Source organism: Mucilaginibacter sp. SMC90, assembly GCF_022811725.1.
Taxonomy (GTDB): domain Bacteria; phylum Bacteroidota; class Bacteroidia; order Sphingobacteriales; family Sphingobacteriaceae; genus Mucilaginibacter.
The window spans coordinates 3321925-3336076 of the sequence record NZ_CP094527.1 but is presented as its reverse complement, the minus strand read 5'-3'; the positions used below and the strand labels follow the sequence as shown (position 1 = coordinate 3336076).

The window sequence follows — 14152 nt, the reverse complement described above, 5'->3', positions numbered from 1 at the left end:
TAGAATGATTTTCTTTTTCATGAGTTAGTATTTTGCGTGCTGTAATACTTTATTGGCAATCTGTACATCCGTTTGCGGCGACCATGGGCCGGGGTTTACGGCTGCTGTTTTGATACGGTGCTGCTGGCTTGCCATTTGGATATCCTTCTGTGCGGCCGAGATGCGAATGTTCCAAACCCCTGCAAGGCGCTCATAATCTTTCAGCATCCGGTAATAAGCCATAATACGGGACCCGCGATCCATGTCGGTCGCTCTGGCACCGTTTAACCTTTGCTGGAGCATGGACAGCTCGTTGGTATACCAGTTATAAGTACCCTCGGTGACCAGCTTGGCGCTGACTTCCGTGGGAAGCGCACCGAGCAGCGATGCTGCTGAATAGTTCAGTAATGGCTTAAACTGCTGGTTATAGTAGAGCAACCAAAGCGGATCAGTATCTGATAGCAGGCCGGATTGACTGGCGATTTGTGAAAGTGCCGTGTTGCGTACGGTGTCGGATTGCAGTTTGTATTTGTTATCGATGCTGTTTTGCGTACCTACCAGGGCGAGGCGTTGTGTTTGCGGCCCGGTGGCTGACAGGGGCCTGAGATCAGTTTTGTGATAATTGGGATAAAAGAACCCCCATATCAGCCAGTAATAAGGGTTGAGACTTAGAAAGCCAGCTTTCGGATCGAATTTGTTCTGATCCCATTGCAGGTACACCATCCGCTGTTCCTGATGAATGATCGCTTTATCGTTGATCTCTTCCTGTGCGTTTGCTTTAAAAATGAATAAGCAACAGAGGATTGACAGTATAAATATTTGTTTCATTGTTGCAGGTATTTGGATTTGGTAATAATTTGGCTGGCGAGGTTCAGATCCTTGTTGACCCAGGCCTGATAGGGATTAACAGAAGCGATCAATCCACGGGTTTTCGCCCAGAACATCGCGCGATAAGCACCATAGGCAAGCGCATCGATGATTTGTAATTGTTGCGTAACCTTGCGTAATAACTGATCCCGGCTGTTGTAGTCCGCAAGTACATTATTGCCTTCCTTCAAAACATAGCCGGACACATCAGTGACGAGCGCAATTGCCCGGGCCTGCATCTGCTGCTGGATATTTTGGGTAAAGAGCAAAAGCTCTGGCTGTGCTTTTGCCATTTCCAGGCATTGATTTAGGTTACCAACCATGTCGGCAACGATGACACTGAGATTTTTGAATGCAAGCCCGTCCTTCAATGCGGAGTTTACATTCGCCAATCCATTGTAAATAATGTTCTGTGCCAGAACGACGGAACTGACGTTTGTATTCATCGTATTCAGGTTGCCGTTGATTTTTCCTAAATACTGATTGTGGGTGGATTCTGCCGAGCTGCGCACCAGCCCATTTTCGATGACCGCCGCAAAATGCTGCGGATCGAAAACGATTTCCTGCGCCCTGGCCTGTAACAGGCCAAGGCATAGGGCAAACACTAAGAAACTTTTCATTATTTGAGGTATTTGGCGTTTTGGAGAATGTTGTTAACCATGTTTTTATCCTGATCTACCCAGGTTTGAAACGGGTTAAGTGATTTAAGTACTGATGCCAGGTTAGAATATTGCAACAGGTTGAGAAGGTTGCCGGACAATTCCTGTATTCGGCTGAGCTGTTGAATGATGTAGTCGAACAGCAATTTGCGGTCGGATTGTTTCATCTGGTTTACATCACCATAGGACAAGATCAGGCCAGCGACATATCCCGACAGGGCTTCCGCTTTTTCAGCAAATTCAACTTCCGTATGATAGCTCAATGGAATGATAGCCGGGTTCTTTTGTGCGAGCACAATAATCTGCTGCTGATTATTGACTATTCGATTGATGACGGGTACAGCATATATGCCTACATCAGCAGCGCTGATAAGCGTACCCAAGGCATTGTAGCGGTTCTGGATGGTTCTGTAAACCCCCTTCAGTTTGTCCAGTAGGGTTTCGTTGGCTTGTTCATTAGCGGTATTTAAAGCCTGTTGATTTTTTGCGGCCACCTGCCTGCTATGCTCATCCTGAGATTCGTTAATCAGCTGGTACATACCTGGCAAGTCGAGTGCATTCTTTTGCGCCATTACCGGCAGGCTAAGGGAAAAGAGGCAGATGATCATGATGAGATTTTTCATTGCTTCAGGTATTTAGCGTTATTGATTACGTCTGTAGCGATGCGGACATCCTGATTCTGCCATGTCGCCCATGGGTTGAGTGATCTAAATATCCCGTTCATTCTGGCCCAGTACATGGCGCGGGACATACCATAAGCAATACCACGCAAAACCTGCATGTTGGTAGCAATGTGATTAAGCAGCCGCCCGCGTTCACCGGAGTCCATGAGGTTGGCATTGCCTCCTTTCATGACATACGCGCTTACATCTGCTGCTAAGGCAACGGCCCTTGATTCAAAGTCGCGGGCACCCTGCTCCGCAAAAAGCAGCAATACGGGGTTTGATTTTGCGTAGGTTAAAGCCTGTTGCACGTCGGTTACAATGTCACTACCGCAATCGGCGATGTCCTTAATGGTATAGAGATTGGAGATTACGGAAGCTACCTGGCTAAGCCCTTTATAAATATTGTTTTGCAGGTCATTGGCAACGGTCAACTGGCCGGTGAGTGCCAATTGACCCTTTGAGATAAGGCTGAGGTTGTTGTTGGTGGTATTGAGCTGGCCGTTGATCACCCCGGCATTTACCGCGACGGCGGCAGAAGTTGTGGGATCAACCACCAATTCCTGGGCCCAAACTTTATGCAAAAGCATAAAAAGCAGCGGAAAAAGTACAATCATCAGTTTCATGGTCGTCGTTTTAATTTAATGGAATGGTTAAGCAGCTAAGGGCACACCGGTATTGTTGACCCGGCTAACAAATTGCTGAAGCTGAAGCCCGCTGCTTTTAAGGGCTTCCACGAACGCTTCAAGTGCTTTCGGATAAGTACCAAAATGGTTGACATAGATTTCAACCGCAGATTTTTCCGGCTTTTCAGTGGTATAGGCGAGATACTGGTATAAGGAAACTTCAACGCCATAAACTTCGCCGGTCGAACCACGCCGGATGTACACTTCCTTAAACCGGCCGCGTCCTTCCTGATTGTTCAGTTGATGTATGCTAAAGATTTTTTTGCGTTCCACCTCGTTGATGGAAAGCAAAGCGGCAATTTCATTATAGTTATCCTTAAACTTATTCTGATCAAGCAGCGTAATGGTATCAGAATTACTGATGATACTATCTTTAACTACCGCATTGCCAATGATGTCAGCCAGTTCCTGGGTGACTACGATGACTTCACCCCAAAACTTTCTTACCGTTTTATAGAGATATAAAAGATACCCCGCCATCAGCGGACTGGCGATGGCTTTCCAGGCCTCTTCCACAATCAGGCATTTGCGCCGGTCGGAACGATAGCGCATTTTCTGGATGAACAAATCCATGATGGAGAGCGTGACTATCGGAAATAAAATCTTGTTCTCCTTTATGGAATCAATTTCATAAACAATAAACCGCTCATTAAATAGCGATTTGTCCGTTTGCTCGTTCAGTATGGTTTCAAACTCACCACCCCGATAAAACTTTTTAAGTACATATTTAAACTCGTCATGATCGAACGCGATCTGCTCCTCGGCTTTGATTTCCGGTATTTTTTTAAGGGCAAATTCATAGAAAGTGTTGAAGTTCAAAAGACGGTCATCTTCGTGGTCGTCGAACCAATAGTTAAAATAAGCGCTAATGGTATGCGCGATGACATCACGTTCAACCTGGCTGATAATGCCCTCAGCACCTTTCCAAAGCAGGCAGATCAGTGTAACCAGAAACTCCTTCTTTTCGATATTATATTCCTCCGGCGAAATCGCAAAAGGGTTCATCGTGATCGGCTTCTTATCGGTATAGGTAATGTATTTGCCGTTATAATATGAACATAGCCCGGAATATGAGTGACCGGTATCAACGATCACCATATCGGTGTTATAGAGCATTTTTTGTTCTATCAGCGAATTTTGATAAAAAGATTTACCCGAACCTGATGGGCCCAATGTAAAGGAGTTTCTGTTATTGATACGCCCTGTTCGCATGGGAAGATCAGAAGGATCGATAGCGATTGGGATGCCTTGCCGGTCAGTGAAGCGGACGGTATAATCTGACGGCTCATCTTTTGGCAGTGATTCTTTAAAAAAGAAACATAAAGCAGCGTCGCAGGTGGTCAGGAACCAGTCATAGTTTTTCAGTTCAACTGCATTACCGGGTAATACCGTTCTGAAAAGCTCCAGCTGGTTATAGGCGTTTTTGCTGGCAATAATTCCCAACCCAAACAGGCTGCTTTCAATATAATTTGCCGCCTTTTGTATTTCGCTTTTATCGGCCGCGATCAGGATATTAAAATGGCAGTTTACCAAGAGCTGGTTTTCACGGGCGACGTCCGTCAAAAGGTGGTCAATATCCTCCACGCAGGTTTGATTGGCCGGGTCTGGGATGCCGGAATGCCTTTTCTTTTTCAGCTCCAGTTTACGGAGTGTAGCCGTTTGCCCCGGAATTTCGATCACCTGGTTATAAACGAGGCAATCACAGCCGGGAGCTTTAAAAAGGAATTGGAGCGCATCCACCGGAAACCCTTTAATGGTATCTTTTTCATTCCATTCCACATGGGTGGCAACCTCAGATGGTAAATCCATACTGTCGATATTGATTAGGCTGATACTCCTGACAGCACGGTCACCCATCAGCAATTCGGTATCATTCGGTGCAATATTGTTAAGCACTGTAGTTGGCTCACTGAAACTCATGCTAAGGATTTGCATAACCAGTTTATTGATCTGGCTTTCTTCGAGGATCTTGGGCTGCATACCCGCGCCGAGTAAAAGATCGTACACTTTAATTACCGATTGGCTGAAGTCGATGAGCGCACGCTGATCGAAAACATAAAAGGCACCGCGTTTAATCTGCCGGGTAATGACGAGGTGTGTTTCAAGTTTGATATACCTTCGGCCGGCGAAGTGTTCGTTAAATTTTTGCTGTAAAAACTCCTTTGCAGGTTTGTTTGGATAAATGGCTTTTGAAAAGACATCTAATTTTTGCAATAGGTAGCCATCACCTAATATTTTGACGATGTTCAGTAAGAGGTTGTGATAATCATCGTAGGCCTCGGACTGCGCACCGTATTGCAGGACAGGATTTGAAACGGTAAGGATTGCTGAAAAATCACCATCCGCGCCATAAAGCAGGTCGATGCCGGACTCGCGGGCCACACCAATATAGGGTAGCTTAAACTCTGTTTTTGCTGCCATAAATTTTGAGTTTTTTAAGATTTGAGGGATGAATGAGGATTTGCCTGGATTGCGTTTTGGAGTGTAATCCTTTCTTCTGCTTGCCAGCGATGTAGAATAATCCACCGGTTACGCTTCCGGCAAGCACGGCTGTACCGAGCCACATATTGATCAGGGCAATGGTCAAGGCACCGAGTACGAGGCCGATTAACAGGATGGCAATACCCCAGTAAATAAATTTGCCCTGGAAGCCTTTAAATACAAGGGGCTTTTGAAGCCCCTTGTAAACGGCGAATCGCTTAGCCATTAGTTAAGGCCGAAGAAGGCCTTGACAATCAGCGCAGAAACCACGAGAAAGACACATGACCCTCCCCATCCCATAATCTCTTTATTGATATCTTGATCTCCTGAATTCCATTTCGAGTAAACGCGAATAGCGCCCACGATACCGATAATACCGCCGATGACGAGCGCGATATTGCTGGCAGGATCTACATAGGTTTTAAGTGTTGAGGTTGCTGTATTTATACCAGTTACACCACTTTGGGCAAAAGCGGAAGCTGAGCCAAGGGCCAGCACTGTTAAGGTGGCCCATAGACGTTTCATTTTATTCATGAAAATGAGGTTATTAAGGGTTGGAAAAAAAGAAAGCGGCCCGGTGAACCGGAGCCGCTTTCAGGGTTGTTTAGATTAGAAAAATGATAGATTCAGATACCGAACAGGGCCTGCAAAAAGCCGCCTGCCAGTATCATAAAAATGGCCGCGAAGAACCAACCGGCCACAGCCTGATCTATGCGAGGATGTCCCATTTGCCAGTTGTGGTAAATACGCACCGCGCCTAAGATGCCGAAGATTCCGGCAAGGACAAGACTACAGTCGAGAGCGGAAAAAAAAGTTGAGCTTAGTTGCTGTTTGGCCTGGTTGATTTCGTCGATACCGGGCTGTGCGGAGGTTGATAGAGCTGACGCGACCAATACTGATACCAGTATGATGCGCTTGTTCATGCTGGTTAAAAACTTACTTCTTTGAGATAAACGATGGCCTCCTTTCTTGCCAGGCTGAAGACGTCTTTCAGCAGTACCCCACCCGAGGCAATCATTTCCGGGGCACTTAATTTCGGCCCTTGCGATATCGGGCTTGACGGGGCGGTATTGCCTCCAAACAGTTCGACCGCATTTAGCGGTACAACCGGCTCAGAAAAGGTGAGCTCGTGCACGGCAGTCTTTGTGGCAGCCGGATCTTTATGGTTTAATGATTCAAAAAGAATGATTGCGGTGTAATAGAGGGCATAAATCGCCCCCAACCAGAGTAAAAAAGTTGTCCAGTTCATAATTCAATAGTTTGGAGGTATTGCTTGACGATAATTTTCAATTCGGGATGCTGTTCTAAAAACTGCTTCACCGCATAGCCGACCACTTTATTGACCTCGATACCCGAGGCCATTTTGAGATGATGCAGTAGTTGTGCTGTAGGTGTTTCAAACCGCACATGGATCATGCTTTTGTGGTCGGCAAGATCATAAGCCCGTAGCAGCTCAAGAACCGGCGCTGCTACCTGCTGCTTTTTCCCCTTCTTTTTTTGAGGTGGTGATTTTTCCACCGCTGGCGCATCCGGTTTGTTAATGCGATTGCGGAGCTGATCAGCCAGTGATTTAATTTCATGCATTTGGCTCCATTTTGAGGTGTTGTTTATACAAGCCATCGAAAACCGGCCGGACGGCGGGGAACACAGATATAGGTGTTTGAAATGTACTCGTCCGCTGAAAATCGATCCGATCAGGTATAGCAGCGGTGACCATACCGAATTTTTTCAATTGCTCGTCCACGTCGGATTGGGTGTCATAGCGGACGTTGGCTTTGATGCGGTTTGGAACGAACATCATTTCGCAGTCCGGGCACAATTTTTTGAAAACGACGGAAAACAGTATGGTCGATTCAAAGCTGAACTCATCATAGGCAAATGGGCAAATCACGAGATCTGCGGATTTGAAAACCGGCAACAAGCCATCATCATCCAGTTTTCCAGGGAGGTCGATCAATACAAGGGTTTCGGGGTCGGATTTTATCAGTTCCAGTAAATCCGGGTAGTCTTCGAGTGAGGCCGCTACCACCTCATAAGGCTCTTCATTTTCAAGCACTTTGGCTTTTTCGTACTTCTGTGCGATGGACTGCTGATAGTCCATATCAATGACGGTCACTTTTCTTTTTTTGACCATGGTGAGGTAATTGGCCAGCAAAAGAGTAAGCGTACTTTTGCCGGCACCACCTTTTTGGTTGCCGATAATTATAATCATGATGTGTGGGATTTTTTTGTCCTACCTGCTGTTGGTGCGCGGGTGTTTTTTGCGACGTCTGTTACGGCCGTTAATGGCCTCGTCGTCGATGGACTCCGCGATGATTGGCGGAGGAATAAAGAGATGTTCGGGAGATAGTTCCGATTCAAGTTCACCGGAGGCATCAAACGCCTCAAGGGTACGGTGATAATCAGCAGGTTCAAGCAGCTGATCGAGGGGGATAAAAGCCCCGTCTTTATGATTTATGAGAAAATAGCGATTGTCGCGTTCGTAGATATCGATACCTACCTGATGGAGCCCCTGCCTGATGTCAGGGTAATTATTGGTAGCCACTTTGAGCATGGCCTTATAATAGGTGCGGCGTCCCGGGTCGTCGTCCGCCAACTGGTACTTGACGGGTTCGGCCAGAACACGCTGATCAACCGGAGGATTGCTGATCATTGATAACAAGTTCTTTAAGGCTAATATTTCGCTGCCCTTGAATACATTTTTACCCGCATGATCGATAACTGAATATCCATAAGGCGGCTGATCCCCTTTAGCGTGAAGGAGCAATATGAGGCCATGTTTGCTTTTCAGGTATTGGGTTAGTGATGACAGATCATGTTGTGGTGTGTATTTATATAATATCGCCTTAAGCTGAGCTGTACGTTTTTTATCCGGCTCTGTACCCATATGGGCCAATACCTGCTGCGTGTTAACCTGCGCCTGAACTTTCCCATATTTGATGATATTAAGAAGCCCCTCATTCTCGCTGAATTTGTAACCCTGTGCTTCCAGGATCATCATAAATTGTGCTTTGGTCGAATAACTATAATTTAAAGCGTTTTCAATATCTGATTTCGCGTTAAGCACGGGGGCAATACCCACAACCTCATTGAGTTGTTGAATGGCGCGATTTTTCTCAAAGCCGCTATTGATTTTTTTACCATTTTTATCAATCCTTGTCGATACCAAATGGATATGGTTATTGTCGGTATCTTTATGAAAGACGATCAAATAAGGCTGGGCAGCATACCCCATTTTATCCAACCATTGTTCGGCAATGCCGGTTAATTCATGTTTATTATGAAGTCGCCCCTCGGTTGAAATCGTCACATGAAATTGTGGTTTAGATACCGCCTTATTGGTAGCAGAAACCATTTTCAGGTAATTGATATAATCTTCGGGGCGCAGGTTCGTCAGGCCTTGCAATGCCCCGAAATTCCGAACGGCCATCAATTCACCTTTATTCCTATCCATTTTACTGGTGTTATAATCAACACCGGGAAAAGAGGCGGCTGAAGACAATATCTTAACGATCATAGTTAGCTTGTTTACCCCTGGAGAGCTGGCTATATCGTACCGGGATCATTAAGAACCAGAGATAAAAGATCCGGATACAAAATTTCCAGATACGGGATTGATCATATCCGGTTACAAAGTGAATGATCTCCAGCTACATCATATCTCTGTTTTTATCTCCAGGTAAATTCAAGCCGGGTACAAGATACCCCGGTATATTGTAGCCTGATACCTTTAAACTTTGTCTCTGGATAGCCAGATACATTGTGCCGGTGTATCGGGATACATTGGCGATTGTCTCCAGGTAAAATCCACCTGAGTATTTTATCCCCGGATATATTATCGCGCGATGCGGATCAGTTTCCGAAAGGTGGTTTCCAATGTTTCTATCCGTTTTAGATAATCCGTAAAAAGCCGGTTGAACTCATTGATAACCGAAGGATTTAACCGACCGGCTTTATTGAGAGTATTGGCATGACGCGCCAGTTGATTGATATTATTACCACAACGGCCTAACTCAGTTCCGATAGCATCAATTTCTTCAATCAATGCTTTTGCATTCACAATGGCTTCCTTTGTTTTCTGTAAAACGCGACCGCGTATCAAATCGGTTTTAGTGATGCCCATGGTTTCTTCCCATTGAAGAATCATACGGTATTCTTCTTCTGTAAAGCGGACATCGATTTTTTTTGATCTTTTACCATCGGTCATTGGTGGCCGTCCCCCGAGTTTCAGCTTTGCCTTCATAAGAGGAATTGAGGTTGCGAAATTCCGATACTCCCCGGTCTTTCACGCAGAGAGGAACGAACGAAGTGAATGGCCGGGGCAAGATTCTGAGTGTCTGGCAAAATACCGGAGGTTTTTGTCGGACACGAAGACATCTTGCAAGGATAAAAACCAAATTGTATCCAGATACAATATATTAGTAAACAAGATGATTGTTCGCATAAGGCAATGCCCTGGCGAAGTTATTTGCTGCTTCAACACCGGCGGCAGTTGTTGAAAAGTATAGCCCGATCTCGGGGAATGAGGCTGCCATCCTGATGGCCTCGTTAAGGCCTTCATTTGTGTTTAGGATCACTGCCGAGTGATTTACTGAGCTATTTTCTTTCTTCCAAATCAGGTAGCGGAATTGATTTTCAAAAACGACAAGCCTTCGAAGGTCATTTTTAAGAATGGTGATTCCTACTTTTCCGATGCAACCGTTAAAGTGTTTGCTGATGACCTGCCAGCCATATTTTGAGTTCTGACATGCGGCTGCGCAAAAATCTTTTTTATTGCCATAAAAATCGACAGTATAGTAATACAGCTCCTTAAAATATTGCCTGGCTGTGTCAAACAGGCCATTTTGGTTAAGGAAATTGGTTATCAGGTCGTTCGTACCTAAATCCTTAACATCTTCAATAACATAATTGGGGATTTTTACGGGAACTTGAATACGGGGACGTTTGACCTTTGTAGCATCTTGCTGTAGCAGGGCAATTTTATGATTTGCGGCCTGTTCGTCTACATGCCACCAGTGCTTGACCAGATCAACCAGCGTACCGCCTTTTTTATAATGTTGATCGTACCATACTTCCAATTGATCATCACAAGCTATTTTTATACTTGCGCCAGCCAATGGTGACCAATTTTCATAGATTACAATTCGGCCACAGGTTTCAACCTGCCTAAATCCGGCATATTTGAGGATTTGGGATATAGAAATACCTGGCCCTGCTGATGAGAGTTCATGCAGTTCATTCATGGTAATGATTATTAATTGCGTAATTGTTATTTCAGAAAGGCTGTGGATCGGAATAATTGTTGAGTAACTCAAGCCACAGCGAACGATAAAGTTGGTTCGATCCTAAATGATATATGTCGAACGACCTTATTTGTACCGGCAGCGGGTAACGAACCCGAAAATTCATTTCTACCGGTATTTTTTCGGGATTACTCACGTCGTGTTCTACAACACGGTCTTTAAACTGCCCAGGCGTTTTCGGATTATTGCGGCTTTACGCGCACCTTCGCCTGATTTCCGGTTAGTGGCCGGATAATGCTTCATCCCCATACGTCAAAGAACTGCGGACAGTGCCGTCAGTGCTATCTGCGGTTGGCAGATAGGAGCTTCGTTTGCTGGATGCGACAATGGCATTCAGCGAAGCCCAATCAATTTTCGATGGAGATTTCAGCTACCCTACAAGGTTATGATGCCGAATATTAATTCGACCGTCGCCATTGCAGGCTACTGTTTAGGGAAGTTGCTTGAGAAAGGTTAACTGGTTAAAGTGGATGAACTACACCACAGATAACGAACACTTTCCAAAACAACGAAACCTCACTTCCAGCTCCATGGAGCCAAAAGTGAGGTTAACGGGAAGGTGCATATCAGGAGCTTTCAGGTACTACCTATAAATATTTTTATCTGGATATAAAGTTTCGGGAGCCTTATTTAAATAAAATCCGGATACAACGGGAATTGTAATTACCGGATTATTCCACTGACTAAATCAGTAGTTAATGTGCGGTTAAAGATTTTATCGCCAGGGGACAGACTAAATCGCAAAGAGGATTTATGATACGGTAAACTATCTCTGAGTTTCCTAAATTGAATAAAACAAAAAGGGCTGAATTTTTATCCAGCCCTTTGATTCATTTATACTAAATTATTATTTAACCTGACCAGCAAACCTTCAAATTGAAGGATCTGGTCAGTTGTCATCCCTTTATAAAGCGTTTCATTTACTTTATCTATGGCTGCCTGAACTAATGGCTGCATTGCCTGACCTTTTTTGGTAAGGAAAACGAAATGCTCCCGACGGTCTGCCGGGTTTAAAGACGTGTAGGTATAACCCTTTGTGTTGAGTGCATCGATAATAACGGCTATACGAGACTTGTCCAGCTCAAGAAGTTCCGCAATCATTTTTTGTGTTTGCGGTTGAGTGGCTGATGATAGTATAGTAATGATGTCGATCAAATACTCCCCAGGTTTACCGGGAATTTCTTTTAGAACGGATTGTGCGTAGCGGTTCTTTAATTTACGCAGTTGTTTAGAAATCATCAATTGCATACCTTGAATTGGTTGATTAATTTTTCCCCTGATTGATTGACTACCTATAGACTTAGATGACTCAAAAATGCGAGTAACAGTTAACAAACGATAGCAAGCAATAGGTGCTTTTTCCCATCATCAGATTGTTTTAGGTAAGATTTTTGGAAGGATGCATTGGCAACCTTATAGGTTGATCAGATACGGATCGTACAGAGCGAGAGAAATAATTGACGAGTCCTTAAAGCAGAAAAAAAACAATCTGGTGATTGTGTTAGGAACTGTTTTAATTGCGCAACGATCAGAAAGGCCTTAAACTTATGAAGTAAGACAAAAGGGAGGCCATGAGCCAGCTTGCGATCTTCTAATACGGATTTATCGAGGCGCTTGACCAGGCTATTAGATGGTAAAATACCGCTGACCTGTTCTTGCTTTCTCTTAAATATGGAATTGCCTTTTACAGTTTTGGTATGGAATACTGGCTGATGCTGTAAAGGAAGCAGGAAAATATGCGTGATTGCGACTAACGAATAGATTAATGTCAGCGCAAGCACAGAGAAGAATTTGCCACGAATTGTATTTTTATATTTCATTGTCTTCCGGTAGCAGAACAAACATCATAAAAATTTGCGATTCGTAGCAAATTTTTATTGGAGGTTAAATTAAGCAAACTCGGTTTAGGCTCATAAAATGAATGCAATTGCGAACATTACAAGTTTGACAAGAGGTAATATAACAAAACTATGGAGGCGGCAATAAGAAGCGTGGTCAGCAGAAATAAAAGCCTGGAGGTGGGATTAAATTTGCCATTCAACAATTGCTGTTCAATCCTTTGATAACGCAGGTAACCGATCAACGCGGTTATCGCCCCAATTGCAACCATAGAAATTCCGATAATTACCGAAAAACCTCTGGAAGGAGCTGGCATCTTGTCATTTACAACAATGGTGAGTTGCTTTAAAAAAAGCGAAAATTTGACCACCACAAACCCGAAACCCATAAGGGCAATGCTTGTACGTATCCAGGCTAAAAAGGTACGCTCATTGGCCAAATGGTCACTGGCATTGATCTTTTGTTGATTATCTGTTGTCATACATCATAATTAGATCGAATGAACAACTGTTATTATTCTTCCTTGCGTTCATTTTCATGTAATGATCTCTTCCAATTAACGTACCATTTATGATGATGAAGAGCCAGCAGAAAGTATAATAAGGCAGCCGTACCTATCGCAATCAAAAATTCATTCAGGCCAAGCGTAACACCAACTGCGGCGGTACACCAGGTTGTCGCCGCAGTTGTTAATCCCTGTGAACCTTTGCCGGACGCATCTCGGGAAATAATACCCGCACCAAGAAAACCAACTCCAACAACGATATTGGCAACAATACGGGAGGCTGCGGCAGTATCGCCAAGATGGGCAGCAATCGACGTAAATATAGCGGCACCGACACAAACGGCAGCGTAAGTGCGGATACCAGCATCGCGGCCATGTTTTTCACGGTCGTACCCGATGACCGCACCAAGGATCGCCGCCAGTAAAATCTTGCCTAAAATTATCAGTTCCGCCTGGTAGGTCATGGAGAAGTGTTAAAAGATGTTAAAAATGTAACAAGATCTATAGGGTAAAGTCTTATAAACAAACCGTATAAATAGTTGTTACGTATCTGGTTATGACAATAGTCAAACTTATTAATTATATTTTTAAAAACTGTTTTAATATCTTTGCATCGAAATGAAATGGATGTGCTTCATATTTGCGATCTTTTTTCTTGCCCTGGACTTAGAGCCATGCAAGGATAAGGTCGGTGCTGCGCCTGATTCTTTCGTTTCAACTATTTTCACAAAACACCATCAATCTAATACTACTCAGGATCAATGCCCGCCGATGTGCCATTGTAGCTGCTGCAATATGCAGGTAGTTATACAAGGTAAAATGGTCTTCAGGCCAGTTGCAGGCAAGTATACACCTATTACTGTTTACATGATCCCGGAAAAGCCGGTTACCCGACCAGCTAATATTTGGCAACCGCCCAAGCTAAACGCATAAACATTTCGAGTTAGCCGCTTGCGTCATAACTGACGTATTCCTGCGGCAAGTTTATTTTTTTATGTTTTACTTGTACCGGTATGGCAACAAACAGGTTAACACCTGCTAAGCGTACCTCTGTAACCAACAAAAATAAAAAGAAGAAAAAATCCCGTAAGCCACTATGGATGCGCATTATCCGCACCATATCGCTAATCATCGTTACTATTGTTTTGTTACTGGCGATCATAGGGATGAT

General features: G+C 44.2%; 20 protein-coding genes. 1 reads left to right on the top strand and 19 read right to left on the bottom strand.

Going from position 1 to position 14152, the window contains the following annotated elements; all coding sequences use genetic code 11:
• Window positions 1-24: 24 nt before the first annotated feature.
• The 18 genes from MTO98_RS14085 to MTO98_RS14000 all read right to left on the bottom strand — a co-directional run bounded on the left by MTO98_RS14085 (window position 25) and on the right by MTO98_RS14000 (window position 13445).
• A complete protein-coding gene (locus tag MTO98_RS14085; protein ID WP_091207673.1) occupies window positions 25-807 on the bottom strand; it encodes a hypothetical protein in 783 nt (260 codons plus the stop codon).
• Entirely contained in the window at window positions 804-1466 is a 663-nt protein-coding gene (locus MTO98_RS14080; RefSeq protein ID WP_091207675.1) for a hypothetical protein, read from the bottom strand. The genes MTO98_RS14085 and MTO98_RS14080 overlap by 4 nt, the downstream gene beginning before the upstream one ends.
• Entirely contained in the window at window positions 1466-2128 is a 663-nt protein-coding gene (locus tag MTO98_RS14075; protein ID WP_091207678.1) for a hypothetical protein, read from the bottom strand. The genes MTO98_RS14080 and MTO98_RS14075 overlap by 1 nt, the downstream gene beginning before the upstream one ends.
• Window positions 2125-2793 (bottom strand): hypothetical protein, encoded by a 669-nt coding sequence (locus MTO98_RS14070; RefSeq protein ID WP_091207680.1) that lies wholly within the window; start codon window positions 2791-2793, stop codon window positions 2125-2127. Before MTO98_RS14070 ends, MTO98_RS14075 begins: the two co-directional genes overlap by 4 nt.
• 27 nt (window positions 2794-2820) lie before the next feature.
• The gene (locus tag MTO98_RS14065) at window positions 2821-5274 is read right to left on the bottom strand and encodes a TraG family conjugative transposon ATPase (RefSeq protein ID WP_091207682.1); all 2454 of its coding nucleotides are present in this window, start codon (window positions 5272-5274) and stop codon (window positions 2821-2823) included.
• Complete coding sequence (locus MTO98_RS14060; protein ID WP_091207685.1) at window positions 5252-5560, bottom strand: plasmid transfer protein; 309 nt, start codon at window positions 5558-5560, stop codon at window positions 5252-5254. Before MTO98_RS14060 ends, MTO98_RS14065 begins: the two co-directional genes overlap by 23 nt.
• Window positions 5560-5868, bottom strand: a complete 309-nt coding sequence (locus MTO98_RS14055; RefSeq protein ID WP_091207688.1) for a DUF4134 domain-containing protein — start codon at window positions 5866-5868, stop codon at window positions 5560-5562. The genes MTO98_RS14060 and MTO98_RS14055 overlap by 1 nt, the downstream gene beginning before the upstream one ends.
• A 92-nt stretch (window positions 5869-5960) precedes the next feature.
• Window positions 5961-6257, bottom strand: a complete 297-nt coding sequence (locus tag MTO98_RS14050; RefSeq protein ID WP_091207690.1) for a DUF4134 domain-containing protein — start codon at window positions 6255-6257, stop codon at window positions 5961-5963.
• A gap of 5 nt (window positions 6258-6262) precedes the next feature.
• Window positions 6263-6583 (bottom strand): hypothetical protein, encoded by a 321-nt coding sequence (locus tag MTO98_RS14045; protein ID WP_091207693.1) that lies wholly within the window; start codon window positions 6581-6583, stop codon window positions 6263-6265.
• Window positions 6580-6918, bottom strand: coding sequence for a hypothetical protein (locus MTO98_RS14040; RefSeq protein ID WP_091207695.1), 339 nt, complete (start codon window positions 6916-6918; stop codon window positions 6580-6582). The genes MTO98_RS14045 and MTO98_RS14040 overlap by 4 nt, the downstream gene beginning before the upstream one ends.
• Window positions 6911-7546 (bottom strand): ParA family protein, encoded by a 636-nt coding sequence (locus tag MTO98_RS14035; RefSeq protein ID WP_091207698.1) that lies wholly within the window; start codon window positions 7544-7546, stop codon window positions 6911-6913. Before MTO98_RS14035 ends, MTO98_RS14040 begins: the two co-directional genes overlap by 8 nt.
• A gap of 21 nt (window positions 7547-7567) precedes the next feature.
• Window positions 7568-8851: a relaxase/mobilization nuclease domain-containing protein gene (locus tag MTO98_RS14030; protein WP_091207700.1), complete on the bottom strand. Its 1284-nt coding sequence runs from the start codon at window positions 8849-8851 to the stop codon at window positions 7568-7570.
• A gap of 318 nt (window positions 8852-9169) precedes the next feature.
• Window positions 9170-9577 carry a plasmid mobilization relaxosome protein MobC gene (mobC, locus tag MTO98_RS14025; protein WP_243487256.1) on the bottom strand — a complete coding sequence of 136 codons (408 nt, stop codon included), beginning with the start codon at window positions 9575-9577 and terminating at the stop codon, window positions 9170-9172.
• A gap of 175 nt (window positions 9578-9752) precedes the next feature.
• Window positions 9753-10577 (bottom strand): hypothetical protein, encoded by an 825-nt coding sequence (locus tag MTO98_RS14020; protein WP_091207706.1) that lies wholly within the window; start codon window positions 10575-10577, stop codon window positions 9753-9755.
• 894 nt (window positions 10578-11471) lie between these two features.
• Window positions 11472-11885: a MarR family winged helix-turn-helix transcriptional regulator gene (locus MTO98_RS14015; protein ID WP_091207708.1), complete on the bottom strand. Its 414-nt coding sequence runs from the start codon at window positions 11883-11885 to the stop codon at window positions 11472-11474.
• Between the two features lie 176 nt (window positions 11886-12061).
• Window positions 12062-12457: a hypothetical protein gene (locus MTO98_RS14010; RefSeq protein WP_091207710.1), complete on the bottom strand. Its 396-nt coding sequence runs from the start codon at window positions 12455-12457 to the stop codon at window positions 12062-12064.
• A 116-nt stretch (window positions 12458-12573) separates the two neighbouring features.
• Window positions 12574-12957 (bottom strand): YidH family protein, encoded by a 384-nt coding sequence (locus MTO98_RS14005; protein ID WP_091207713.1) that lies wholly within the window; start codon window positions 12955-12957, stop codon window positions 12574-12576.
• A 32-nt stretch (window positions 12958-12989) separates the two neighbouring features.
• A complete protein-coding gene (locus MTO98_RS14000; RefSeq protein WP_091207715.1) occupies window positions 12990-13445 on the bottom strand; it encodes an MgtC/SapB family protein in 456 nt (151 codons plus the stop codon).
• Between the two features lie 154 nt (window positions 13446-13599).
• On the opposite strand from MTO98_RS14000, the gene MTO98_RS34455 reads away from it, so the two are divergent.
• Window positions 13600-13914 carry a DUF6660 family protein gene (locus MTO98_RS34455; RefSeq protein WP_091207717.1) on the top strand — a complete coding sequence of 105 codons (315 nt, stop codon included), beginning with the start codon at window positions 13600-13602 and terminating at the stop codon, window positions 13912-13914.
• 10 nt (window positions 13915-13924) lie between these two features.
• On the opposite strand, the gene MTO98_RS13995 is transcribed toward MTO98_RS34455, so the two are convergent.
• A complete protein-coding gene (locus MTO98_RS13995; protein ID WP_143065073.1) occupies window positions 13925-14143 on the bottom strand; it encodes a hypothetical protein in 219 nt (72 codons plus the stop codon).
• Between the last annotated feature and the right edge of the window lie 9 nt (window positions 14144-14152).